22 protein-coding genes are annotated in these 22,253 nt (G+C 38.0%); 6 read left to right on the plus strand and 16 right to left on the minus strand.

The features are described 5' to 3' along the window. Positions 1-14: 14 nt before the first annotated feature. Positions 15-773 carry a GntR family transcriptional regulator gene (locus ABC374_RS14645; RefSeq protein ID WP_413018593.1) on the plus strand — a complete coding sequence of 253 codons (759 nt, stop codon included), beginning with the start codon at positions 15-17 and terminating at the stop codon, positions 771-773. Positions 774-811: 38 nt separating this feature from the next. On the opposite strand, the gene ABC374_RS14650 is transcribed toward ABC374_RS14645, so the two are convergent. The 10 genes from ABC374_RS14650 to ABC374_RS14695 form a co-directional block, all read right to left on the minus strand. Then, positions 812-1,648, minus strand: a complete 837-nt coding sequence (locus ABC374_RS14650; RefSeq protein WP_413018595.1) for a PfkB family carbohydrate kinase — start codon at positions 1,646-1,648, stop codon at positions 812-814. Positions 1,649-1,665: 17 nt separating this feature from the next. Next, positions 1,666-2,472 carry a carbohydrate ABC transporter permease gene (locus ABC374_RS14655; protein ID WP_241590391.1) on the minus strand — a complete coding sequence of 269 codons (807 nt, stop codon included), beginning with the start codon at positions 2,470-2,472 and terminating at the stop codon, positions 1,666-1,668. A gap of 86 nt (positions 2,473-2,558) precedes the next feature. Continuing rightward, positions 2,559-3,437, minus strand: coding sequence for a carbohydrate ABC transporter permease (locus tag ABC374_RS14660; protein ID WP_350299279.1), 879 nt, complete (start codon positions 3,435-3,437; stop codon positions 2,559-2,561). 41 nt (positions 3,438-3,478) lie between these two features. Further along, positions 3,479-4,765 carry an ABC transporter substrate-binding protein gene (locus ABC374_RS14665; RefSeq protein ID WP_350299280.1) on the minus strand — a complete coding sequence of 429 codons (1,287 nt, stop codon included), beginning with the start codon at positions 4,763-4,765 and terminating at the stop codon, positions 3,479-3,481. 114 nt (positions 4,766-4,879) lie between these two features. Then, positions 4,880-5,866 (minus strand): SIS domain-containing protein, encoded by a 987-nt coding sequence (locus ABC374_RS14670; RefSeq protein ID WP_413018598.1) that lies wholly within the window; start codon positions 5,864-5,866, stop codon positions 4,880-4,882. Between the two features lie 221 nt (positions 5,867-6,087). Continuing rightward, positions 6,088-7,173, minus strand: a complete 1,086-nt coding sequence (locus tag ABC374_RS14675; RefSeq protein WP_413018600.1) for a GerAB/ArcD/ProY family transporter — start codon at positions 7,171-7,173, stop codon at positions 6,088-6,090. A gap of 13 nt (positions 7,174-7,186) precedes the next feature. Continuing rightward, positions 7,187-7,420 (minus strand): hypothetical protein, encoded by a 234-nt coding sequence (locus ABC374_RS14680; RefSeq protein ID WP_053535516.1) that lies wholly within the window; start codon positions 7,418-7,420, stop codon positions 7,187-7,189. 6 nt (positions 7,421-7,426) lie between these two features. Further along, positions 7,427-8,614, minus strand: coding sequence for a Ger(x)C family spore germination protein (locus ABC374_RS14685; RefSeq protein WP_413018602.1), 1,188 nt, complete (start codon positions 8,612-8,614; stop codon positions 7,427-7,429). A gap of 25 nt (positions 8,615-8,639) precedes the next feature. Then, entirely contained in the window at positions 8,640-10,130 is a 1,491-nt protein-coding gene (locus ABC374_RS14690) for a spore germination protein (RefSeq protein ID WP_413020375.1), read from the minus strand. A gap of 922 nt (positions 10,131-11,052) precedes the next feature. Further along, on the minus strand, positions 11,053-11,406 hold the full coding sequence (locus ABC374_RS14695; RefSeq protein ID WP_413018604.1) for a GNAT family N-acetyltransferase: 354 nt from the start codon (positions 11,404-11,406) through the stop codon (positions 11,053-11,055). Between the two features lie 799 nt (positions 11,407-12,205). Here ABC374_RS14695 and ABC374_RS14700 point away from each other — a divergent pair. The 4 genes from ABC374_RS14700 (at position 12,206) to ABC374_RS14715 (ending at position 14,509) form a co-directional block, all read left to right on the plus strand. Further along, on the plus strand, positions 12,206-12,613 hold the full coding sequence (locus tag ABC374_RS14700) for a GerAB/ArcD/ProY family transporter (RefSeq protein WP_413018606.1): 408 nt from the start codon (positions 12,206-12,208) through the stop codon (positions 12,611-12,613). Between the two features lie 17 nt (positions 12,614-12,630). After that, positions 12,631-13,008 (plus strand): GerAB/ArcD/ProY family transporter, encoded by a 378-nt coding sequence (locus ABC374_RS14705; protein ID WP_413018608.1) that lies wholly within the window; start codon positions 12,631-12,633, stop codon positions 13,006-13,008. Positions 13,009-13,340: 332 nt separating this feature from the next. Beyond that, the gene (locus tag ABC374_RS14710; RefSeq protein ID WP_413018610.1) at positions 13,341-13,916 is read left to right on the plus strand and encodes a DUF2238 domain-containing protein; all 576 of its coding nucleotides are present in this window, start codon (positions 13,341-13,343) and stop codon (positions 13,914-13,916) included. A 17-nt stretch (positions 13,917-13,933) separates the two neighbouring features. After that, on the plus strand, positions 13,934-14,509 hold the full coding sequence (locus tag ABC374_RS14715; RefSeq protein WP_413018612.1) for a DUF2238 domain-containing protein: 576 nt from the start codon (positions 13,934-13,936) through the stop codon (positions 14,507-14,509). 464 nt (positions 14,510-14,973) lie between these two features. Here the strand turns inward: ABC374_RS14715 and ABC374_RS14720 are convergent, their stop codons facing one another. Then, positions 14,974-15,444, minus strand: a complete 471-nt coding sequence (locus tag ABC374_RS14720) for a hypothetical protein (RefSeq protein ID WP_350299288.1) — start codon at positions 15,442-15,444, stop codon at positions 14,974-14,976. Continuing rightward, on the minus strand, positions 15,434-15,814 hold the full coding sequence (locus ABC374_RS14725) for a hypothetical protein (RefSeq protein WP_350299289.1): 381 nt from the start codon (positions 15,812-15,814) through the stop codon (positions 15,434-15,436). The genes ABC374_RS14720 and ABC374_RS14725 overlap by 11 nt, the downstream gene beginning before the upstream one ends. Positions 15,815-16,274: 460 nt before the next feature. Between ABC374_RS14725 and ABC374_RS14730 the strand changes: the two genes are divergently transcribed. After that, complete coding sequence (locus ABC374_RS14730) at positions 16,275-16,721, plus strand: DUF5392 family protein (protein WP_413018615.1); 447 nt, start codon at positions 16,275-16,277, stop codon at positions 16,719-16,721. 164 nt (positions 16,722-16,885) lie between these two features. Here the strand turns inward: ABC374_RS14730 and ABC374_RS14735 are convergent, their stop codons facing one another. From ABC374_RS14735 to ABC374_RS14750, 4 genes are all read right to left on the minus strand, one after another. Then, positions 16,886-17,917 (minus strand): aromatic ring-hydroxylating oxygenase subunit alpha, encoded by a 1,032-nt coding sequence (locus tag ABC374_RS14735; RefSeq protein WP_350299291.1) that lies wholly within the window; start codon positions 17,915-17,917, stop codon positions 16,886-16,888. A 64-nt stretch (positions 17,918-17,981) separates the two neighbouring features. After that, positions 17,982-19,424 (minus strand): aldehyde dehydrogenase family protein, encoded by a 1,443-nt coding sequence (locus tag ABC374_RS14740; protein ID WP_413018617.1) that lies wholly within the window; start codon positions 19,422-19,424, stop codon positions 17,982-17,984. Positions 19,425-19,558: 134 nt separating this feature from the next. Then, positions 19,559-20,989 (minus strand): amino acid permease, encoded by a 1,431-nt coding sequence (locus ABC374_RS14745; RefSeq protein ID WP_350299293.1) that lies wholly within the window; start codon positions 20,987-20,989, stop codon positions 19,559-19,561. A gap of 70 nt (positions 20,990-21,059) precedes the next feature. After that, a complete protein-coding gene (locus ABC374_RS14750; RefSeq protein WP_413018620.1) occupies positions 21,060-22,229 on the minus strand; it encodes a Glu/Leu/Phe/Val family dehydrogenase in 1,170 nt (389 codons plus the stop codon). Positions 22,230-22,253 lie beyond the last annotated feature (24 nt).

The raw sequence follows: 22,253 nt of genomic DNA on the forward strand, positions 1-22,253 counted from the left end.
AGAAAGGGGAAAATATGAAACTCAACACTAATAGTTCTACGCCATTATACATGCAATTAAAGCAATCTATCATCGAAGATATAAACAAAGGGATTTACTCTTCTGGCGAAAGATTACCAACCGAAACAGAATTATGTGACATATATGGAGTAAGTCGCATTACTGTTAGAAAAGCGGTTTTGGACTTGGTGGAAGACGGGCTGCTAATACGCCAACAGGGAAAGGGAACATTTGTCCAATATCCTAAAGTAAAAAGAGAATTATTTGCTGTTAATGGTCATGCTGAATATATGTCAGAATTAGGGAAGATACCTCAAACTAAAATCCTTTCATTTGGGATACTGCCTGCACCGGCTAATATTTCCAAATCCTTGGAGATTACTCCTGAAAGTGATGTTCTTGAATTACAACGAATCTTATACTATGATAATCAACCTCTCACCTTAGAAATTTCTCATTATTCCTTAAAGATTCTGCCAAATTTAAATCAACATGTCCATAACTCTGTTTCCATGTATGACATCATAAAGCATAAATATAATATAACACCTGTTCATAACACGAAACTTTTAAATATGGTATTGGCAAATGCAGATGAAGCAAAATATTTAGAATGCGAAGTGGGAGATCCCCTTTTCAAAGTGGAGAAAGTGGCATATGACGCTAAGAAGCAGCCTATCCATTCATCCTTCCTATATTATCCTGCCAATCGCGTGACCTTTACGATTGATAGTTCAATATCGCAAGAAAAAGGTAACGAATCCCCCTCTTAATCCGGGATCTCGTTACCTTTATTCATCCATGCATCATTTTAAACCATCATATGATCAGGATTATATACTTTGCCATACCCAAAAGCACCATAATCCTGACAGGTTTGGGAGGCGACTAATGCTCCTTTTTGTAAAGCTTTATATACATCTTGTCCTTGGACGTACGATGAGAGAAAACCAGCAATAAAGGAATCTCCCGCCCCCAACGTATCTACAACTTTAGTTTGGATAATAGCTTGTTCATATATTTGATTTTCAGTTGATAAAAGTGATCCCTTTTCCCCACGAGTAACACATATCACCTTTGTGCCGAACGAATGAACCTTTTGAATCAGTGCATTGCACTCTGCCTCGTTTAAATTGCTTCCGGAAAAAAATGCATAATTCACAAATGGACAAACCTTTTGTAAATAGTGATCCTCTTGATTTGTCGAAAAATCAAAAGAAATTTCAATGAATTGGCTTAATATTGGAAGGTTATGCTCTATACGGCTATATACACTTGTATGAAGAAGGTCGTGTTGCCGAATATAATCCAAATCCTTGTCATTCAGTACGATCCCCAATCTGGATTGAATTCCCCCTTTATTCGAACCAATAAAAATTCGGTCCCCGTCCTTATCCAACGCGACGACTGCCATACCATTCTCTCCTACTGCTTGTCTTACTCTACTAATCTCTATCTTTTCCTTTTGCAATGCCTCTAACACATGGTCTGCTGCCCCGTCATTTCCTACAATGCCAATATATGAAGATTGCTCATCATTTAAACGATTGCACAATACTGCCACGTTTAATGAATTGCCGCCAGGATATATCTTTCCTTGATCTTTATAAAAATCTACTACGTTATCGCCAATTCCAATTAATTTCATACCTGTTCCCCCTGTTATCATTTTACACTTCCACTAGCAATTCCACGGATAAAGTACTTCTGCATGAATAAAAATAAAATGACGATAGGTGCCGCTGAAATCGTTAATCCAGAAAGTAACACTCCCCAATCGGTTTGCAGTGCATCTCGAAATTGCATTAAACCGGCAGGTATCGTACGTAAACTATCATCGTCTATAAAGATGATCGCGAACATGAATTCATTCCATGTATAGTAAGCTGTTAAAATTGTCGTCGTTAATAAAATAGGCTTACTCATGGGAATGAAAATTCTAAAAAGGATTCCAAGGTTTGTGCATCCATCCAACCGGGCAGCCTCTTCCAGTTCTTTCGGAATGGACAGGAAGTAGGCCCGAATCAACAAGATGGTTAGCGGAATTCTGTATGCTACATAAGGTAAAATTAACGCCCAATGGGTGTTATATATACCTAGCTTCTGAATTATATTATACAAAGGGATCAGGCTTACTTGGGGAGATAGCATCAACCCCCCTAAGCATATGACCAAAATGAAAGCCTTTCCACGAAAATCAAAGCGAGATAATCCGTAAGCACCTAACGCACTTACTAATACCGTTAGAATACAGGTCAAACCAGTAACCATGACACTATTTAAAAAGTAGGAAGAAATCCCACTATTCCAGGCTGTTACATAATTTTCAAACAACCATGTATGAGGAAGGGACCAACTATGGTTAAAAATTTCCTCTGTGCTTTTAAAAGAACTGATGACCATCCATAATAAGGGATAGGCAACAACAAGAAAGTATGCGATCAAACCTGCATAGACTAGTGCTACTCTCATATTATAGTCTTTTCTTTTCCTTGCATATTTTAGATTTTTCACAACTAATTCCGGTACTCTGATCGTTGATTTAGGCATCTCCATTATTAGTCCTCCTTTCCTGTTTTAAATATTTTCATTTGAACAAGAGAAATAAGTAACGTAATAATTAAGATAACCGTTGCGATGGCTGAAGCATATCCCATCATATCTTTTGAAAAAGCCGTTTTATATAAATAGGTACTTAGGACTTCCGAAGAAGTCCCCGGCCCCCCTCCGGTTAAGATATATGGCTCATTAAACACTGTAAAAGCACCTGTCAGTGTTAAGATTACGGCTACGAATGTCATTTCCTTCGTTTCTGGAACCGTAATGTGAAAAAACGTTTTTATTTTATTCGCACCATCCATTTCAGCTGCTTCATATAGCTCAGGTGAAATTTTTTGAATGGATACGATATATAACATGGCAATATAACCAATCGATTGCCACTGTGAGACAGCAATGACCGCATAGATTGCCGTATCACTATCGCCCAACCATGGCAGTGCTAAATTATTCAATCCAATCATTTTAAGAAACTGATTTAACAACCCCACTTCCGGGTTGTAAAAAAATGAAAACAGCAATGCTATGACTGTCATTGAAACGACGACTGGTAAAAAATAGACTGTACGAAAGATGGGTGAAAATTTACGGATTAATTTATCTTCTAAAACAGCTGCAACAATTAACCCTCCAAATACCTGGAAAACAATTGAAATGACTGCATAAAGAATATTATTTTTTAAAGCTTCATAAAATACGGGATCATTAAACAAAGTAAAGTAGTTGTCCAACCCTACAAATGCTTTATTTGGTGAAAAAGTACTCCAATTATACAGACTGTCGCCAATATTCTGGAAAATGGGGATATAAACTAGCAGTAAAAAAACTAAGGCTGGAAGAAGATATAGATAAGGTACAAATTTATCGAGTTTTATCATTAAAAGATCACTCCCTTAATAAAACGGAAAAATGATTCCCCTTATTTCCCCGCTTCGATTCTAACAGTATCGGCAGCTTTTTGAACATCACGCATGATTTGTTTAGGTGTTTTATCTCCATTTAACATCATTTGTGCTCCTGTTAAATAGGCATCTGCAATACGCGCATCAATGCTCATGTCAAACCATGGGGCCATTTCCTTGGCGTTTAATATGCTTTGAACCGCTTCCAGCTGTTCCGGGGAAGAATTATTTTCATTCACTGTACCTTCAACTGCACTATACTTGCCCACATCAGTGACTAGTTTCTCTCCCATCTGTTTAGTGGTTAAAAACTTTAAAAACTCCATCGCCTCTTTAGGATGCTTTGTCTTGGAAGAAATCATAAAGCCCTCAGGCGAACCCGTTAGATTTGTTTGATTGCCTTTTCCGCCTTCTACTTCGGGAAAGTTAAACATTCCAAGTTCAAACTTAGTGGGTCCAAATAGCTTGATTTCTGCCGTTTCTGCATAAATCATAGGTGCCTTACCATTTGAAAATTGCTGCCTAGCATATTCGTGATCTATTGAATTCGTATTCTCATTAAAATAAGGTAACAACTCTTGGAATTTTTCAAGCGCTTTTATGTAGTCGTCATCCTTGAATTTTCCGGTTTTTCGATTATAATCCATCGTCAGCACTTCCGGTCTAACAAGGCGTTGATTCAATGTGCCCAAATAATGTGAAATTGTCCAAGTGTCTTGACTGCCGAATTGAAGGGCTGTGTAGTTATTCTTTTTTAACACTTTTAACACGTCGATTAATTCATTCCAGGTTTTAGGCGGGTTTATGTTCAATTTTTCGAAGACATCCTTGTTATAGAAAAACATTTTCCCATCCATTGTTACGGGGACACCATACACCTTATTATTAAATGTATACGGTTTGACTTGGGATGGAACGAGTTGAGAAGACCATTCCGGATCGTTTTCATAATAAGAAGTTAAATCCAAAGCTTTATTGCCTCGCACAAACTGACTGGCAAATTCATCACTCCATGAGAAATAAACATCCGGCGGATTATTTGTACCTGTCATTACTTTAATTTTGTCTTTATACGAATCGTTTAGCACTGCTTCGGTTTTAATATTGATATTGGGGTTTTGTTTTTCAAAGTCTTTTACAACTTCATTAAAGTACGTTTTTTCCGGTTCCTTTGGCCACCTATGGAAAAATGTTATGGTTGTTTTTCCAACATCTGATTCTGAAGATGTTTTTTCACCAGAACATCCCCCAAGCATTAAAGATAAACTTAAAAATGATGCGAATATAAGTTTTGTTTTTCTCATGAATACCCTCCTTATTATAAATGCTTTTATCATCAGGAAATTATACTATAATGTTATAAAACATTATAGTATAATTCGTAAAAAATATACAGAATATTAAGTTTTCTCTAACTATTAGTATTCTACTTTCCACATATAACGCCTTTTGCTTAAAGGATGATTACGTGCTTCCGCTAATTCTTCTGCATATTGACGCAATACACGATTTAAGATAAGCGGTGCAATATATCCTTTTACTTCTTCATCGATACCATCAAAATCATACTGTTTTGCATCTAGCACCGTTAGTTTTTTGCCATAACGCTGAGAAAAAGATAACGCTCTTTCTTCTAATGGTCTTGTTTCATCCAATCCCAATAGAATGATAAACGGTACATTTTCATCAATAATTTCGAATGGTCCATGAAAGTACTCGCCAGCATGAATGGCATGTGAGTGTATCCATTGCATTTCCATTAAGATACAAATACTAAAAGAATAGGCTGTCCCATAGTTGGAACCGCTTGCCATTGTATAGATAACAGGTTCTTTTGCATGAGATTGGGCGAATACTCTTGCATTAGAAGCTTCTTTCTCCAGGGCTTTTTCATACACTGGCTGTAAATTCTCTAAACTTGATACTAGTTTTCCAAACTTCTCATTGTTTTCCGCTAAATGAAGTACACCAAAAACTAGTTGATATAAAACACTCAGGTTTGTATCAAAGGCGTTTACACCGTTACCCCATTCATATTTAATGAAAAGGTCCGCATTTTGGGCTAATGGTGATCCTGGTTCGTTCGTTAATGCCACAGTAAACGCACCTTTACTTTTTGCAAACTTAGCCGCTTCTGCCGTTTCGGGAGTTGTTCCGGACATAGAGCATAAAATTACTAAGGATTCCTTCCCTAGTTGTTGTGGATTACGATGTATAAACTCATTTGAACTATATAGATCGGAAGTTATATTTTCAGCTTCACGATCCAGTATATATTTAGCTGAATACATGATGGCAGAAGATCCCCCGCATGCTACCAAATAAATATTGTTAATTTTCCTACCCTTTAATTGATCCAATACTGTTTTTACATCACTTTTTACATTAATAACCGATTTACTCATTTTCCCACTCCTTTAATATTTGATATACAACATTATGTAATGTTATATATTGTTATATTAAAACATGAACCTTCTTTAGTCAATGTATTTGTCAGAATATTTCACTTATTTATTTCCCTTGAATCAGTTAGGTACTATATCTCAGATCTTTTTCCCTTCTAAATTTTCATGATTTACAGACGTAATAAACGTCCACTTGAACATCTAATGTGATACACTTCTTATTTTTTTCTGATTTTCCCAACCAGTAATAATAACAATGGCAGAATAAAACAAATCGTTAAGGATAATGGTGTCCAAGCTGTAGCCATAAAGTTTTGATAATGCACGATATCGGGATGCGAAAAGATGGTAAAAGTGAGAATTAGAAAAGCTAATGGGAATAGAAGAATTTTGTAATTTTTTAATCCTAGCAATTGAGCTATCCCTAAAGCGAGTCCATAAAAGCATATGGTCAACTTAAAATACTCTGTAAAAACCCAAATGAAGGCCACAATGACCTCGACCCTTTCAAAAAAATTACCGATGCTTATCCTCATCCCCAATTTATAAGAAGGATAGGTCAATCTCGCTGTATTATCAGCACCCAATACGAGGATACTGAAAAGGATCACCAAGAAAAGAGCGCCGCCACCTAACAAAGTCCCTAAATAAAAGTTTTTCTTCACTTTAGCCTTTTCGTTTACATATGGAGTGATCATCAAAAAGAAAACGAGCTGAACATAAGGCAGAGCTAAAGAGTGATATGATCCCCTCATTATCGGTTTCATGCCTTCTTCAAATATAGGTTGCAAATTTTCGATTTTGATATCCGGGATAAGAAATACGAATAATATGAAAAGCAGCAGAACAAGCCAAGGAAAAAAGATTAATGCAGTCCGGCAGATAACTTCCAATCCTAGCCGTGCACCAAATAAGCTTGTTACTATAAACAAGATCATAATCATTTCCATAGGTGTCTCAACCAGAACCTGTGATGAAAAAAAATTCCCAATTTCACTAAGTAACGCTGAAGAAAGGTAATATAAATAAAATAAGAATAGCAGTGCCGAGATCTTCCCGATCCATTTTCCAAATATTTTTTCATTAACTTCTATATAAGTCATGGATGGGTAAAGTGATGCGAGCCGGGTAAATAGGAAAACGAAACATAAACCGATGAGAGTAGCTAAGATATAGGCAATCCAGCCATCCTGCTTTGCTAAAGAGACAAGTACGGAAGGTAAAGTAAGTATCGCTCCTCCTATGGTGAATATGATAACCATTATAAGAAAATCACCAGAGCTGATTTTTCCTTTTTCGAGCATATTCGATACCTCCCTAGGATAAAATACGATCCATGAAATGAGCGAGTGGACTATATATTTTCGTTATCCAGTCTATAGGAGTGGGAATGGTAATATCCTTGATAATTAAAATACTCAACGTCATGCCAACTAAAAGCAATAAAATGAAAATGACAATTTCCTTCCAGCATTTCTTTTTAATAAGGGGTGGTATTTCGAAAAATGAAATAATAGCTCCAGTACACACTGTTCCAATAATTGCCCACATTGACCTTTACTCCTCGATTTCTTTTTGAAAGGATTCTGATATGGTGCCTAAATTGCGAATCTTTGCTTTAATGGTTACATTCACGTCCAAATTTGCGAATTCCTGATCCCAATTTCCTTCTAAACGTTTCCATGCTTTAGGATCGGTTCTATGAATTTCTTCACCAAAACCGAAAATGTCACTTTGATACTTCTCTTGAAGCGTTTTTATCGATCCTTCTATTTTATCCTTAATGTCTTTTGCGTATCTTTTATTCAATTCTTCGATTTTTTCAGGTTTAGTTAAATCGATTGTGCATTCTACTTCACCTATACTCCCTTCTGAGGTGACATTTATATCAATTCTCGGATTTCCTTTTTCCATTTTCCCCTTGATTTTCGTTTTTGTACTAGTCGTGTTGACCGTAATTTGCTCACCTTCACATGGAATATTTACCGCAGTGGACTTAACATGATCTGTAATGTAACTAACACCTTTACTGTCGTTCCTGTTTAACCAGCCGACAAGTTTATCCTTCTTGAATACTCCAAGATAATCCAAACGCAAGCCGGATTTCGGGGAGATATTTTGTGCATTCGTAACATTGCTTCCTGATTCGGGATCACCATAAACGAGAATCCCCGTTAGCATGGCCTGTCTCCCTTTGCTGACGATACTGCTGACCAGCTCATCCAAAGTGACCGTCCTTGTCGGTGCCCACCTTCTCTCTGAATTTTCCAAGGCATCAAAAACTTTATTAGCCGGTATTTTTTCAAGGGCCGTTTGCACATTAAGCGTTTCATAAGCAGTTGCCCCCTTTGCAACGGTCATATAGAAATCCGAACGCAACTCCTTTTGCCGGGAAAGGACATCCAGAGGTTTTGCAATTCCTGCCCTGGCCATTTCCTCACCAAAGACGATTTCACGAAGATGTGCGACATATAACCTCCTTGGTACATCAGTTGATAGGCTTCTAATTGCTTCAGCAATGGTTGCACCGCTTTTCCTGAAGGTTACAACTTCCGTGCGGCCAGACCGGGCATCACCTGCCAGCTCACTAGAATTTAGAACTTGGACAGTTACAAGATACCCATCTTCTTTTTTATCAATTCCCATGGCAGTAACGATGGCAAGTTCGTTCAACTCAATGCTGCTCCAACAGCCGGATAAACAAATTATAGGTAACATTAAAAATACCTTTAGCATTTTTTTCATAGTGAACCCTCATAATCTCATTATTTTATCTAGGTGGTTTAGGAGAACTTACCTCTCCTCTGTCTGTATCATTTTTACTGATCAAACGAGGCCGCTTTAATAATGACCAATGCGGCATACGAATGATGTTGTCTTTTTGATCTTGTAAAATGAATGGTGCATTTGGAGCTAAATATGGTATACCAAAAGATCGTATGCTATTTAAATGCAGGACCATCACGATTAGCCCCAAAATGATCCCGTATAACCCAAATGAAGCGGCAAGGATCATAAACAAGAATCGAAGCATCCGAAAAGCCATGGCCATACTATTGGCTGGGAACACAAAGCTGCAGATGGCTGTTAAGGACACGATGATAACCATTGTTGCTGAAACGAACCCTGCTTCGACAGCAGCCTGTCCAATAACTAATGCACCCACGATGGAAATGGATGAACCGATTGCCCTAGGCATCCTCACACCTGCCTCACGCAAGATTTCAAATACTACCTCCATCAGCATCGCCTCTACAAAAGCTGGAAAAGGAACACCCTCTCGCTGTGAGGCTAGACTTATGAGTAAAGGAGTAGGAAGCATTTCTTGATGAAAGGTTGAGACAGCGATATAAAGTGACGGTGTAAGCAAAGCAAGGAAAAAGGATAAATACCGTAATACTCGAATTAATGTTGCAATGTCTGCCCGTTGATAATAGTCTTCACTGGACTGGAAAAAATGCACCATCAATGCTGGAACGATAAGGACAAACGGAGTTCCGTCAATTAGTATCGCAATCCTTCCTTCTAAAATGGCAGCGGCTACAGCATCAGGACGTTCCGTATTATAAACGGTTGGAAAAGGAGTGTATACTTCATCCTGAATAAGCTCTTCAATGTAACCACTCTCAAGAATCGCATCTATATTGATTCGATTTAACCGGCTTTGCAATTCTGAAACCGTTTTATCATTGGCAACACCTTTTAAATACATAATCGCAACGTCTGTTTGCGTTTTTTCTCCAATCTGCTTTGTTTCAAGCCAAAGGTTTGGATCTTTTATTCTCCGTCGTATTAAAGCAGTATTTGTTCGCAGCGTTTCAGTAAACCCATCCTTTGGTCCTCTTACTACTGTTTGGGAGGAAGGTTCTTGAACTCCGCGATCGGCCCAATCTCTTGAGCCGATCGCCATTCCTTTTGGGGAGCCGTCCATCAATAACATCGTGTCTCCCGATAAAACATGGTTAAAAAGCTTTTGAAAATCAGTTATTTCCACTATTCCCCCTACAGGAAGAGTATTTGATTTTATTATTTCAAAACAATCAGGGACCGCTACGTCCAAGTCAGAGTTCCGAATTTCAACCATCAAAGTGTCGAGGATTAAATCTTGGATGGAAGCTGAATCCGTTAATCCATCTGTGTAAACGATACCTAACTTAATTTCCCCATTTTTACCTGCTTGAAAATCCCTTATAACTATGTCTGAACTATTTCCTAACGTTTTCTTAATATGGTCTAAATTATATTGAAGATCAGAGGATATAAGTTTTGTTTGATGATTCTTTGAGTCTTTACTTCGGTTTTGGGCTTGAACCGGATTTTGGTTTTGATTTTTAGTTTTGCTGGAGTTTGGATGTTCGCTTTGCTTTAGGTCTACTTCTTGTTTTTTACTTTTCACTGATTGTTTATCTTCAATTAACTTCCTCAATGGAATAGGAACTCGAGATTTCAATGCTAACCCCCTCATAACCAATAGCCCGTTAAAATTATGTTTTCACCTTGGCTGCAATTATATCCATCTAAGTAAAATAAATTGCAATTAATTTTCAAGAGCAAAATTCAATTAAAAGTTGCTGAAGATGGGTCGGATATTAACATTTTTGGACCTGTTTTTTCCACAAAATTGAATTGCAATTAACCACTTCCTTCAATCACTGTAAACTCGGAAGCAACCTCTCTTTTGGAGTCAGTTCAATAGGTATAATATTAAAAATGGATTTACTAGGCACCTGAAGCACAACTAATCAAATTTATTGGAAGTTATGTTTAAAAGTATCCTATGAGTAACTGCATAGATTGCCAATATTCGCATAATCTATTATCATTTTCGAGAGCAACGACTTTAATGTTTTCTTGTTTGATAAAGTGGAGTGAAGTTGGTCGGTTTAAGGGCACGAAAAAAGATAAATGAAGAAAAACCCTGCAGAGATTTCTCTCCACAGAGTTTCTATAAGCTTTCAACTAATTTTTTGGGTGCAGGGCACCTTGCCTTTGAATATGCGAATCGTTTTTTTTCGTTTGTTTGATCCCAGGTTTATAACCTGGTTTTTCCCACCTTAACTTCTTCATTAAATAATGTTTTTTACCCACTTTTTCCTCACTCTAGAAGTGAAAAAAGGTACTATCAACAGCTAAAAAAATTGTACATGAAACGACGAAAAATATATGGTAACAAGGCGCCGAATTCAAGATTCCAATGTAATATATTCAGCTCCCTGGTCTTTTGCCCAATTATGTATATAACTTAGCAGATTATAACCAAGGCCACTAGGACGATGATTTACATCAGTAACCAAATCTTGCACATAAACATAGCGTTCATTGTATGAATTTTCACGCCAGCTAATACCTGCTAACGCTACGATGCTCGTATCATGATATAAAGCAAATAACTTTTTACCCTCCTTACGCATTTCATTTAATAATTCTAGATATTCCTTAAAAGTCAAATCAGTTCGCAACTGACTTAATATTGGATAAGCCTGTAAGAATTGATGTTCTACAGTTAACTCTACTATATTTTCCACTGGTATTTTCATTCTAATATTCCCCTACCTTTTTTAAGTTTTAGGCTTCGCCTTCCCTTTATGAATCCGGATTAAATTTCTGACATATAACCAAGGGCAAATTAAACATCAAATAAATGTTTTCAATAATTGTGTGTCTAACAGTTTCCCATTCTTCTCCTTTCTCCATATTTATTAGATATACACACATAGATATACACATAAATAATATGCAAGAATCGCGCCAACTCAAATCTAGCAAATAAAAATATTGTTGCATCTTTACCTTAATTGACGTAACGAAGCAGGTTAATCAGAAAATCTCACCAAATGAAATTTGATGAAAAATTAGGTATCAGTTAAATCAAATATTCAGTTCCTAAAACATTATGATGTGGGGGAATTTAAATACTTTCTCTTGGACCATTAGGAGAAGCTACATAATGGAAGTGGGACAAGTAAAATTATTCTTCTATTATCTAAAGTATGTATGGCCGTTTCTCAAATCCGAGACAAAATATTCAATTGTCAAACATATAGGAAGATAATTTATAAACGAGTGATGGGTAAATTCGCACGACAAAACATGGCGTATGATTTCCGAAATAAGAAATAAGAATAATATAAAAAGCAGCAAAATCGAGCCCGAATAATGAAATGGGAATCGACTTTCGAAGAAAAGCCATGACGATTCAAATTAATTTCCGTGTGAATAACTTGAATATGAATAACCAAAACTATGGAGTAAAGAAGGAAGGAACAAACATAAAGGAGAAAAAAATGCCTGGTAGTTTCAAAATTTCATCACATCAAATGATGATTTTTTATACTTTTGTACTCGGTAGGAACGGTTATTTTACATACTCCTTCTCCTTTAGCTGGTTTTGCAAAGCAGGATGCGTGGCTTGCTGCATTATTTAGAACAGGAATCGCATTAATTTTTGTATGGTTCCACATCAGGGTTGGAAATTTATATCCTGAACTCCCTTTAGATCAAATAAATGAAAAGGTTTTCGGTAAGTTAGTCGGAATGATGATCAATTTCACATTTTTTATCTGGTCTTTTTCAACTGCTGCCGAGACAATTTATTATATGGGGAATTTCATTGAAACTTTTTGGATGCCGGATACTCCACTTGCAGCATTAAATATAATGTTAGCTGCAGTTGTGATCTTTACAGTTCGCCTTGGTATTGAAACTTTTACAGTACGTTGGAAATATTCTTCATACCCATATTAATATTACTGACTATTTTTTTGGTATCCATCATTCCTCAAGCCAATATCCAAAACATTCAGCCAGTATTTGAAAATGGAGCCAAACCTGTCATACGTGCGACACTTTTTTTCATCAGCGTGTTCACGCTATCTCCTGTTATGTTTTTAATGATTTTCCCTTCAAAAGTCAATGAAAGTAAAAAAGGGGGTAAAGCTTTTTTTATCGGCACATTGATCGGAGGAATCATTTTAATTCTGGTTATCATGCTGGATATTTTGGTTCTTGGACCCGATACCACAGCAAGAAATATCGCTCCAAGTTATATATACGATGGCAAAAAAATAAATATAGGGAATTTCCTAATGCGGATCGAAGCAATAATGGGCACGATTTGGATTTTTACAACCTATCGGTGATGTATTTTTATGTATCGGTTGTTGTTTTTTCAAACATATTCAATATAAAAGATTATCGTCCATTTACTACGGCTTTAGGGATGATAATGGTTTTGATTGTTTTTCCGACGGTACCATCATCCGGGGAATTTAATAGAAATATATGGTTATTCTATGCACGGACTTATGGTCTGGTCATGCCTTTATTATTGTTTATCACGGCTAAATTTAAAAACGCCATTAATAAGCACCATGGCAGCCAACAATGATAATGACCAAAACGATTAAAAGAACATCATAAAAATATTCCAGAAGTCCGAAATTGTCGGGGTTAATGAATATTTACGAATGAGGTGAGTATATTGAAACATAAAATAATCATCATTTTCAGTCTGGTTTTTATAGCATTCATGACTGGCTTACTCATCTTTTACCTCATAAAAGATGATTCTTCCCGATGGATGGTAGCCCTTGGGGGAATATTGGTAAGTGCCTTGCCCATTTTATTACTGTTTGTAAAAAATAATCCTTTTAATATTCCAATCATAATCGGTTACTATGTTTTTGTTTTCTGTACGACATTTTTAGGGTCCATCGCAAATTTTTATGTGGATTTTAAATGGTGGGACTCTGGCCTTCACTTCTACAAAGGTATTTTCGTGGCTTTTGTTGGAATTGCTCTTTATAAACAATTCATTCCTCCAAAAGCGAGAAAAGATGTTTCAAGGTGGGTCATCTTTCTATTTGTTCTCTCACTTTCAGTCATTGCCACTGTTCTTTGGGAAATATATGAGTTCGTAGGAGATATCACTTTTACTCATACCATGCAGCGAGGCGGTAATAAAGACACCATGTACGATATAATTTACGGTCTTACGGGCGGCCTGCTTATCTCCATTTATTCTATTGTACAAAAATCAAAATTATAATTTATAGAGGTAATCATATGAATCGGAAGCTAGTTATTTCATTAAGTTCAGTGTATGTACTTTTCATGGCAGCTTTATCTATTTTTTACTATACATCCGATGAAATTTTTAAATCACTCGTTTCGATAGGCGGTGTGGTATGTGGAGCAATTCCCCTTTTATTGGCCCTATTTACCAAGCTTCAATTCAATCTGCCAATAATCATTTCCTATTTAATCTTCTTATTCGGTTCACAATATTTAGGATCTATTTTAGGTTGGTATGGACTGGGATGGTGGGACACATTCTTACATTTACTAAGCGGTTCCCTTCTCGCTTTTACGGGAATCGCTTTATATGAACGATTGATATACAGAAATGCAGGCAAAGAAATATCCCCTTGGTTTGTCTTTTTGTTTACTCTCTCCTTCTCAGCACTTGGTGGTGTCATATGGGAGATTTACGAATTTAGTTCTGATCAATTATTCGGAATGACACTTCAAGGCGGGGGAAATAAGGATACAATGATAGATTTAATTGCAGATACTGTTGGAGGTCTTATCATTGCAGTGTGGGCCGGAGTGCGGACAAAGATTAAGTTAAAGAAAACATGAAAAAACCCTTTTCTTTTATCTTATTGTAAAATAACAGCAAACCATATGAAATTTGAGGGTTGACTGCATTAAAAAACGTTCCAGTTGATTTCAGAAGTCCACTCCTTTTCCGCCGACTGTCTGCCGGGCCTCCTCAACGCAAACGTCTCCGGGGTCTCGGCTAGCCAGTTATTCGGCAGGTATGTCGCAAATTCTTCAATTTAAAGAGAATTTCATCCGTATAGATAACCAATTTTTATTTTAAAATCATGGTTCGGAGTGAAAGCATTTCGAACCTTTACCGGGGTTCTATCTAAATTTTAAAACAAAGTGATTGGAGCGGGTGTTCGAGACTCCTGCGGGAAAAGCGAGTGCCTGGAGGCAGCGTTCATTGTACAAACCTTAAAAAAACTGTAGACAAACTCGACTTTAATCGAGTTTGTCTACAGTCTGAAACGACCCTCTTATCGATGGTCGTTTTTAGTTCATTTAAATATGATGGAAATTATTTTTTCCGTCGTCATCGCACTATCCACCACATATGTTCCAGGTCGTAATCCGTTGGCCTTGCCTTTCTTTTCAACCGCGTCGGAAAACTCATTTGCATTTTTAATGACTTTTGCCTTTTGCAGGGTTTTCCCCACATCGATGCTTGTCGAGCCTTTAGACACAGAAAGAACTGTACGGTATATGATTTTTTCTGTTGGTTCTTTTACCGTTTCTTTTTCCGCTTCCGCTTTATCTTTAACCGACTGTGCTTCAGCAATCTGTTCTTCCCATTCTTTTTCGGAATGTATGACATACCCTTCTGAAGCCAGAGACTCTTTCATTTCATCTTCTGATAGTTTCTCCGATGTGCCGGTCGCTTCACCTGGACCAAAGAAGTACACTGCACCGCATAAGCCTGCTGCAACAACAATGCCTCCGGCAAAGCTGCGCATTGATTTAGATGTCATTGGCCACATTTCTCCTTTCATTCTTCGTTATTATGTAAGGAGTAAGCATGCGTTCTATTTCATCTTCCGGCTGTTTTGTCTTCAGTGCGATGCTTTCAAATGAATAGCCTCGCTTATGTAGGTCGAGTACTTCACGCAACAAGACCCGCTTTTCGGAAGACATTGCTAGAATGCCTGCCTCTTGCACCGTAATTTCAGCATCTATCTCGATGTTTCTGATTTTTTCCTGTAATACATTCATTTCATCTCCAAAAGTGATAGCAACCTGTTCCAATTGACTGTCCACTTTTACAGAATCCTTTTTAATAAACGATAAAATGAACAGTAATACTGCTGCAGCAAACAAAATGATCAGAGCCCATTCCATCATTCTATGTCCCTCCTTAATCTTTGAATCTATTATCTCGCTTTCTAATTATATATTGATTTGTTCCAAAACTCGATTTAAAAGAACAAAATACCACAATAGTCACGTATTTATGACAAAAAAAGGCGCGGCAAGGCCATCCATAACTATTAATAATCAAAAAACGAAAAAAACAGCTTCCATTTGAGGACCATTTTACCATAATCCATTCATCATTAATACCATTGTTAGTATATTAAGGCAACATACTGCAAGAAAGCTGTCTAACTGGGTTATCAAACGTATAAATGGCATTCTTATTCACATCACCGCTTGTACTTCTCCCTTTAAAAATCCAAGGGTTATATTAAATGACAAACACGTTTCCAAACGATAAGATATATATTATTAGGTTTCTTTTCCTGTTTCAGTGAATAGGTACGATTTCCCAGTGCCATTTTCGAACAATATTAAGGAGGATACAATGAATATTAAAATAAATAATATACCTAGTTTCATGCAAGCCGAAATCGAACAACTTCAATCAAAATTGTCCCCCTTGTTGAAGAAAAATATGAAATACGGTTTTTTTTCGACTGTGATGATAGGCTTCTCCGTCATTAATCTTTTTTTCCTTTTATTTAAGAACGAATCTTTACCCATCTCGAAAATTGCACTTGGAATCTATGCATTGGTGGGAGCTGTTGGATTTGCCTTATTAAAAGAAAACAAACACAACCAAAAAGAAATAGTGAAAATGAGTCAACAATATATGTTGGATAGAATTAAAAAAAGCAGCTATATAACAGATGCCAGAAAAAGTAATTACTTTAAAAGAGTAAATGAGCATCCGCTTACTGCCATGAATGTTTTTTTTGAGTTTCTTGCTGAAGAACAACAATGGAAGAACAAATCCTCTCACCCTGAATAATTTCAGTCGTTGAAATAAGCAAAAAACTCAGCACTAAAAAACAACTCAACCAGTGTGATCCAGTAAACTGCCGAATCACACTGGTTGGTTGCTTAGCTATTAAATTCAAAAATTCTCTGTATCACGTTTCTTTGTTAAGTGCATTCCAATTGGCAGCTCAGTTGTTAGTTCTGGAGCTTTTTATGAATAAGTTCATGAAAATAGACTGCAGCATGTTCAGTTGGAGAAAAGATACCATTTGTAAATGCCTCGGAACTTAATCCTTTTTGCAGTTTTTCCACCAGTTCAAAATCTTCCTGCCGTACTTGGTCAACAAATTTAAAATATTCTTCTTTTTCTATGGTTGTTTTTTCATCGAGGGAGTAATCACGATAAATACCTAACGACGTCACGGCATCAACAGGAATTACTTGGATAGTATTCACATTCCCGTCTCCAGGATAAACGTTAATCATCATATTTGGCCAAACCCAATAAAAACGCGCTTGATCACCTTCGCCATTCTTACTTGCTGTCATATATTGATAGGTGAATTTGTCGTGTGTCGTTGTGCAAAAGTTTGATAAATCAAAGGATTTTGCAAAGCCAGGATGAGCAATGGAACAATGATCACATTCAAGGTAATTGTCAACAACGGCTTTCCAATTAGCTTTTACTACACGCCTGGTTTCCCTAACTAGTTTCAGTGAATCAAAGAAGGGATACTCTTTCATTTCCTCTAAAAATTCCTGATATGCTTCTGCCATAGAAGGTGCATTTTTATCTAGATTGACAAAAATCATAGCATTCTGAACTTCTAAACGAATGGATTTCATACAGCTGTGTATTCCCAGTTCATTCGTTTTAAAATTAGGAGCTCTATGCACACTTCCATCTAATTTGAACGTCCAGCCATGGTATCCGCATTGTAAAATTTTCTTATTTCCTTTATCGGAGTTTTCTACTTTCATTCCGCGATGAGGGCATATATTGTAGAAAGCACGAAGTTCACCATCAGTACCGTGAGAAACGATAATAGGCTCTCCGGCGATGTCTATTGTCATGAAATCCCCTACTTTTTCAACTTGGCTTGCATGCCCAGCTAATATCCAACTCTTTCTAAAGATTTTTTTTCTTTCTTCATTGAATACCTCTGGTTCGACATACCGTGAATAAGGGAGTGTAGGGCTGAACTGTACATTTTCTTTAATAGACATATTGAAAATCCCTCCTGATTATCATCTAATTTAAAAGTTCAAAAAATGCTTGGTACCATTTTAGTTATACCCGATCCATATAGACTGTCTTGACCTCAGTATAGAATTCAACGGCACTCTTCCCTTGTTCACGGCTGCCTGCACTTGAATTTTTACATCCGCCAAATGGCATTTGCGGTTCGGTTCCTGCTGTTTCCGAATTGACATGTACAAGACCCACCTCCACATCTTCAATAAACCGTTGAGCCAACGTTAAATTGTTTGTACAAATTGATGCGCTCAATCCATACTCTGTATCATTTGCCATCTTAACTGCTTCCTCATAATTTTCTGCCTTAAAAAGGGCGATGACTGGTCCGAAGATTTCTTCACGTGCAATGCGGGCATGTTGTGGAACATTTTCAAAGATAGCCGGCCGGACATAAAAACCGTTCGCCAATTCCTCTTCTGCCGGAATCTCCCCTCCACACAACAGCGTAGCTTCTGATTTCCCAACATCGATCATTTCAAGCACGCCATCGCGTTGTGATCTAGAAACAGCGGGACCGATATATGATTCTTCTTTGAGCGGGTCGCCCACTTTTAATTCTTTCGTACGCGCGACAAGCCGTTCCCGGAATACTTCATAAATTCCTTCTTCGACAATCACCCTGCTAGTGGCTGTGCATTTTTGCCCTGTGGATTTAAAAGCTCCGCCTATAGCTATTTCCACTGCTTTTTCAAGATCAGCATCGGCGAGGACGACGAGCGGGTTTTTCCCTCCCATTTCCGCTTGCACTTTCTTTCCATGTTCAATGGCTTGTTTTTGAATTTGTTGACCTACTTGATTCGAGCCTGTAAAAGATATGGCCTTCACATCCGGATGTTCCACTAATGCAGCACCAATGACGGAACCCCTTCCGAATACACAATTGATGACACCAGGCGGAAGACCCGCCTCATCAAATGCTTTCATCACATGATAGACCGACTTAGGTGTAAAATCAGCCGGCTTAATCACGACTGTATTCCCGTAAATCAGGGCCGGCGCCAATTTCCATACAGGGATGGCGATAGGAAAGTTCCATGGTGTAATCAACCCCACCGGACCTAGCGGGGTGCGGATAGTGTATAAAAATGTATTCGCATTTGATGAAGGAATTACTTCCCCGATTGGCTGCCGGGCTTCAGCAGCATAATATTCAAGTATGCTGGCGGCACGATTGGCTTCCCCCATCCCTTCCAAGAATGTTTTCCCTTCTTCCTTTATCAAATCTTGACCTACTTCCTGAATATTCTTTTTTAAAATATCAGCTGCTTTCTGCAAGTATGAAGCCCGTTGCTGAAACGACAGCTTTTTCCAGTCAGGAAATGAGTTTTTTGCGGCTGCCACTGCATCATGTAAATCAACCACAGCACTTGATGGAAATTCTCCTAAATTTTCTCCATTATGGGGACTAAGATTTTCCTTATACTCCCCTGTAGTGGGTTCTTTCCATTTTCCATTAATATAATTTAAGTAACGCATACGATTTCCTCCGTATTCTATTTTTCTAATTTTAAATAATAGGTTTGCTTATAACCGGAAACTTCTAAATGGATACTTCAGCGATTCCTGCATACCCAAACGTTTTCTTTTGTCGGGCACATTAAGAATAATCACTATTGAACAAAATCATTGGGCTGATCATTTGTTAAGGCTGGCACCTCCACTTTCCTTCTCGCATATCTGAAATAGTAAAATATATAGCAAGCAACGACGAAACCTAACCCCCAATACAACGAAGTGCGCTGTGTCGGATCATAAGCGGTGAACACGAAAATACCAAGACACATAATGATGCAGAGAATCGGAGCAAACGGGAAAAAAGGTACTCTAAACTTCAGATTTTCAACCTTTCCGCCTGCTCTGATATACTGCTTACGGAATCTGTACTGTGCGAACGCAATCGCCATCCAAGTAAGCACCCCTCCAACCCCGCTTATGGAAAGTAGCACAACGAATAACGTTTCTTCCGCTACTACACTAGTAAGTAAAGACAGCAAGGCAAAGACCATGGTGACGAGTAAGGCGTTCATAGGTACACCGCGCCGATTGAGCTTTCCAAATGCAGAATGCGCCATACCGTTTTGAGAAAGGGAGAAAAGGATCCTTGTACAAGCAAACAGACCCGTGTTTCCTACAGAGAGGACCGCCGTCAAAATTACGAAATTCATAATGTCAGCTGCATAAGGAATGCCTACCATTTCAAACACGGTAACAAATGGGCTTTCCAATACCCCAACTTCTTGCCACGGGACGATGGCCGACAGAACAAAGATTGCCAGTACATAGAAAAGCAGCACACGTATTACGATATTTCGAATCGCTCTCGGAATGCTTTTTTGCGGGTTTTCCGTCTCTCCTGCTGCAACACCCATGATTTCCGATCCCTGGAAAGCATATACGACTGTCATCATCGATATAAACACACCCGTGAATCCTGTAGGGAATAGTCCATCTCCTATAAAATTGGAAAAGAATGGGGCAGGTTGTGCATCCTCCATATGAATCAATCCAAACATCGCTGCAGCACCGATAATTATAAATAGAATGACGGCAAGTACTTTAATCCCGGAGAACCAATACTCTGTCTCAGCGAAACTTCTCGTCGTTAATGCATTTATAGTGAATAAAAGTATTGTAAATATCACACACCATATCCATACTGGTATATCGGGAAACCATCTAGTCATGAGCAAACCGGCTGCTACAAATTCCAGGCCTACGTAAAGTGCCCAGCTCAGCCAGTAAATCCAGCCAATGACAAATCCAGTGGCGGGACCGATAAATTTCGTTGCATGGACCTGAAAGGATCCGGATACCGGCATCACTACCGATAATTCACCGAGACAAATCATCGCCAAGTACATTAATAAACCACCGACCAAATAGGCAACGATCGCTCCTAAGGGTCCAGCTTCACCGATTGCATATCCTGAGCCCAGGAAAAGACCTGTTCCAATTACCCCACCTAAGGAGAGCATGAATAAATGTCTACTCTTCATTGAACGCTGTAATTCTTTTGGCTGATTTTCATGTTCTGTTTGCATGAATTCCCCCCCGTTCCTGATCGATAAACTGCCTGAACACTTTTACGATTAACACAAGTTAACGAGAGTTTCACGATAACGCTTCGGAAGGCACTGTATATTCTGGAAGGTCGCTGATTGTCGGTTTAAATATTTCATAAGCTACTTCTCTTTGATATTTTTTTTGTTTTTTTGCTTGTGTAAACAAATGAAACGTATTTTTCCTGCATAGTTTTTCTATATCATCAACGACAGCTTGTGGATTTGGTTTAACTAATCCGAAAATAACCACATCATAAAATCTTATCGCCCCAAGGTTGGCAACGAAATCATTGACAACATCTATTCCTCTCTGTTTTATGATTTCGTCTCCCTCGGGAGAAAGGGGAATGTTCGCCGCCTCAACGATCAAGCTCGCTTTTACGCTTTTGGCATTGGATATGTGGATGACATCCTCCAATGCGGACGGAATTAAAATGTCGCAATCTATGTCGAGCCATTCCGTGTTTGGCCTTACATCATAATGCGGTTCAAAAAAGGCTTTATCCATTTCCCCGTACATATTCTTATGATCAATAAGCTTTTGGACATCTAATCCTTCTTCACATGTAACCAAAAGGGCTGCATCGGAAATTCCCACAACTTTATAACCTAACTGGGACATTTTCAATGCGCAGCTTGCCCCTACACAGCCGAATCCTTGAATGACAACTTTCGCTCCACCTTTTCCGCTTTTAAATTTCCATGCCTCATCTGCGGAAAAAGCCACACCATAGCCTGTTACGACATCGTTTAAAAACAACCCGTCGATTTTTGTCGTCAACAGTTCATCGAAGTCTTTTATCCCTTGCAGAACATTCGGATTCTGCTTCATTGATTTCGTTAGGGGGATATCAATGCCAAATTCATTAAATATTTTGAGCACATCTTCATATTTGGTACCTAAATCACTGCCTAACGATACCCCTATATCTATATAAGGCATCATCGCAATCAGAAATCTTCTTAACACTGCATATGCGTCTGGCGCTTTATAATCATAGGCAATGCCCGCTTTACAACCGCCAGTAGTCCCAGACTCACAGGCTACATACTTATAAGCCATAGCCTCGGCCAACCTCTCGACCTCTTCTTTTGTAACCGTTGGGTGCATTCTAGTACCGCCGCCTGTGTAACCTTTGACAAAGTTATGGACGACCAGCCAGCCTTTAGCATCTGTTTCCGTATCATTCCATTCCACAACTAAATATGGTTTTAACAACTATGAAACCTCCCTTAAATACCT

The sequence above is a fragment of the Peribacillus phoenicis genome (assembly GCF_047238085.1).
Classification (GTDB): Bacteria; Bacillota; Bacilli; order Bacillales; family DSM-1321; genus Peribacillus.

What these genes read in the sequence shown, in the direction of transcription:
- ABC374_RS14720 (WP_350299288.1), bottom strand. Translation starts at nt 15,444, where the DNA reads ATGACATCTAAATCAATGCGCAGCTTTGCCGGAGGCATTGTTGTTGCA.
- ABC374_RS14645 (WP_413018593.1), top strand. Translation starts at nt 15, where the DNA reads ATGAAACTCAACACTAATAGTTCTACGCCATTATACATGCAATTAAAG.
- ABC374_RS14660 (WP_350299279.1), bottom strand. Translation starts at nt 3,437, where the DNA reads ATGATAAAACTCGATAAATTTGTACCTTATCTATATCTTCTTCCAGCC.
- ABC374_RS14650 (WP_413018595.1), bottom strand. Translation starts at nt 1,648, where the DNA reads ATGAAATTAATTGGAATTGGCGATAACGTAGTAGATTTTTATAAAGAT.
- ABC374_RS14745 (WP_350299293.1), bottom strand. Translation starts at nt 20,989, where the DNA reads ATGCAAACAGAACATGAAAATCAGCCAAAAGAATTACAGCGTTCAATG.
- ABC374_RS14730 (WP_413018615.1), top strand. Translation starts at nt 16,275, where the DNA reads ATGAATATTAAAATAAATAATATACCTAGTTTCATGCAAGCCGAAATC.
- ABC374_RS14740 (WP_413018617.1), bottom strand. Translation starts at nt 19,424, where the DNA reads ATGCGTTACTTAAATTATATTAATGGAAAATGGAAAGAACCCACTACA.
- ABC374_RS14715 (WP_413018612.1), top strand. Translation starts at nt 13,934, where the DNA reads ATGAATCGGAAGCTAGTTATTTCATTAAGTTCAGTGTATGTACTTTTC.
- ABC374_RS14665 (WP_350299280.1), bottom strand. Translation starts at nt 4,765, where the DNA reads ATGAGAAAAACAAAACTTATATTCGCATCATTTTTAAGTTTATCTTTA.
- ABC374_RS14695 (WP_413018604.1), bottom strand. Translation starts at nt 11,406, where the DNA reads ATGAAAATACCAGTGGAAAATATAGTAGAGTTAACTGTAGAACATCAA.
- ABC374_RS14685 (WP_413018602.1), bottom strand. Translation starts at nt 8,614, where the DNA reads ATGAAAAAAATGCTAAAGGTATTTTTAATGTTACCTATAATTTGTTTA.
- ABC374_RS14675 (WP_413018600.1), bottom strand. Translation starts at nt 7,173, where the DNA reads ATGCTCGAAAAAGGAAAAATCAGCTCTGGTGATTTTCTTATAATGGTT.
- ABC374_RS14735 (WP_350299291.1), bottom strand. Translation starts at nt 17,917, where the DNA reads ATGTCTATTAAAGAAAATGTACAGTTCAGCCCTACACTCCCTTATTCA.
- ABC374_RS14725 (WP_350299289.1), bottom strand. Translation starts at nt 15,814, where the DNA reads ATGATGGAATGGGCTCTGATCATTTTGTTTGCTGCAGCAGTATTACTG.
- ABC374_RS14680 (WP_053535516.1), bottom strand. Translation starts at nt 7,420, where the DNA reads ATGTGGGCAATTATTGGAACAGTGTGTACTGGAGCTATTATTTCATTT.
- ABC374_RS14670 (WP_413018598.1), bottom strand. Translation starts at nt 5,866, where the DNA reads ATGAGTAAATCGGTTATTAATGTAAAAAGTGATGTAAAAACAGTATTG.
- ABC374_RS14655 (WP_241590391.1), bottom strand. Translation starts at nt 2,472, where the DNA reads ATGAGAGTAGCACTAGTCTATGCAGGTTTGATCGCATACTTTCTTGTT.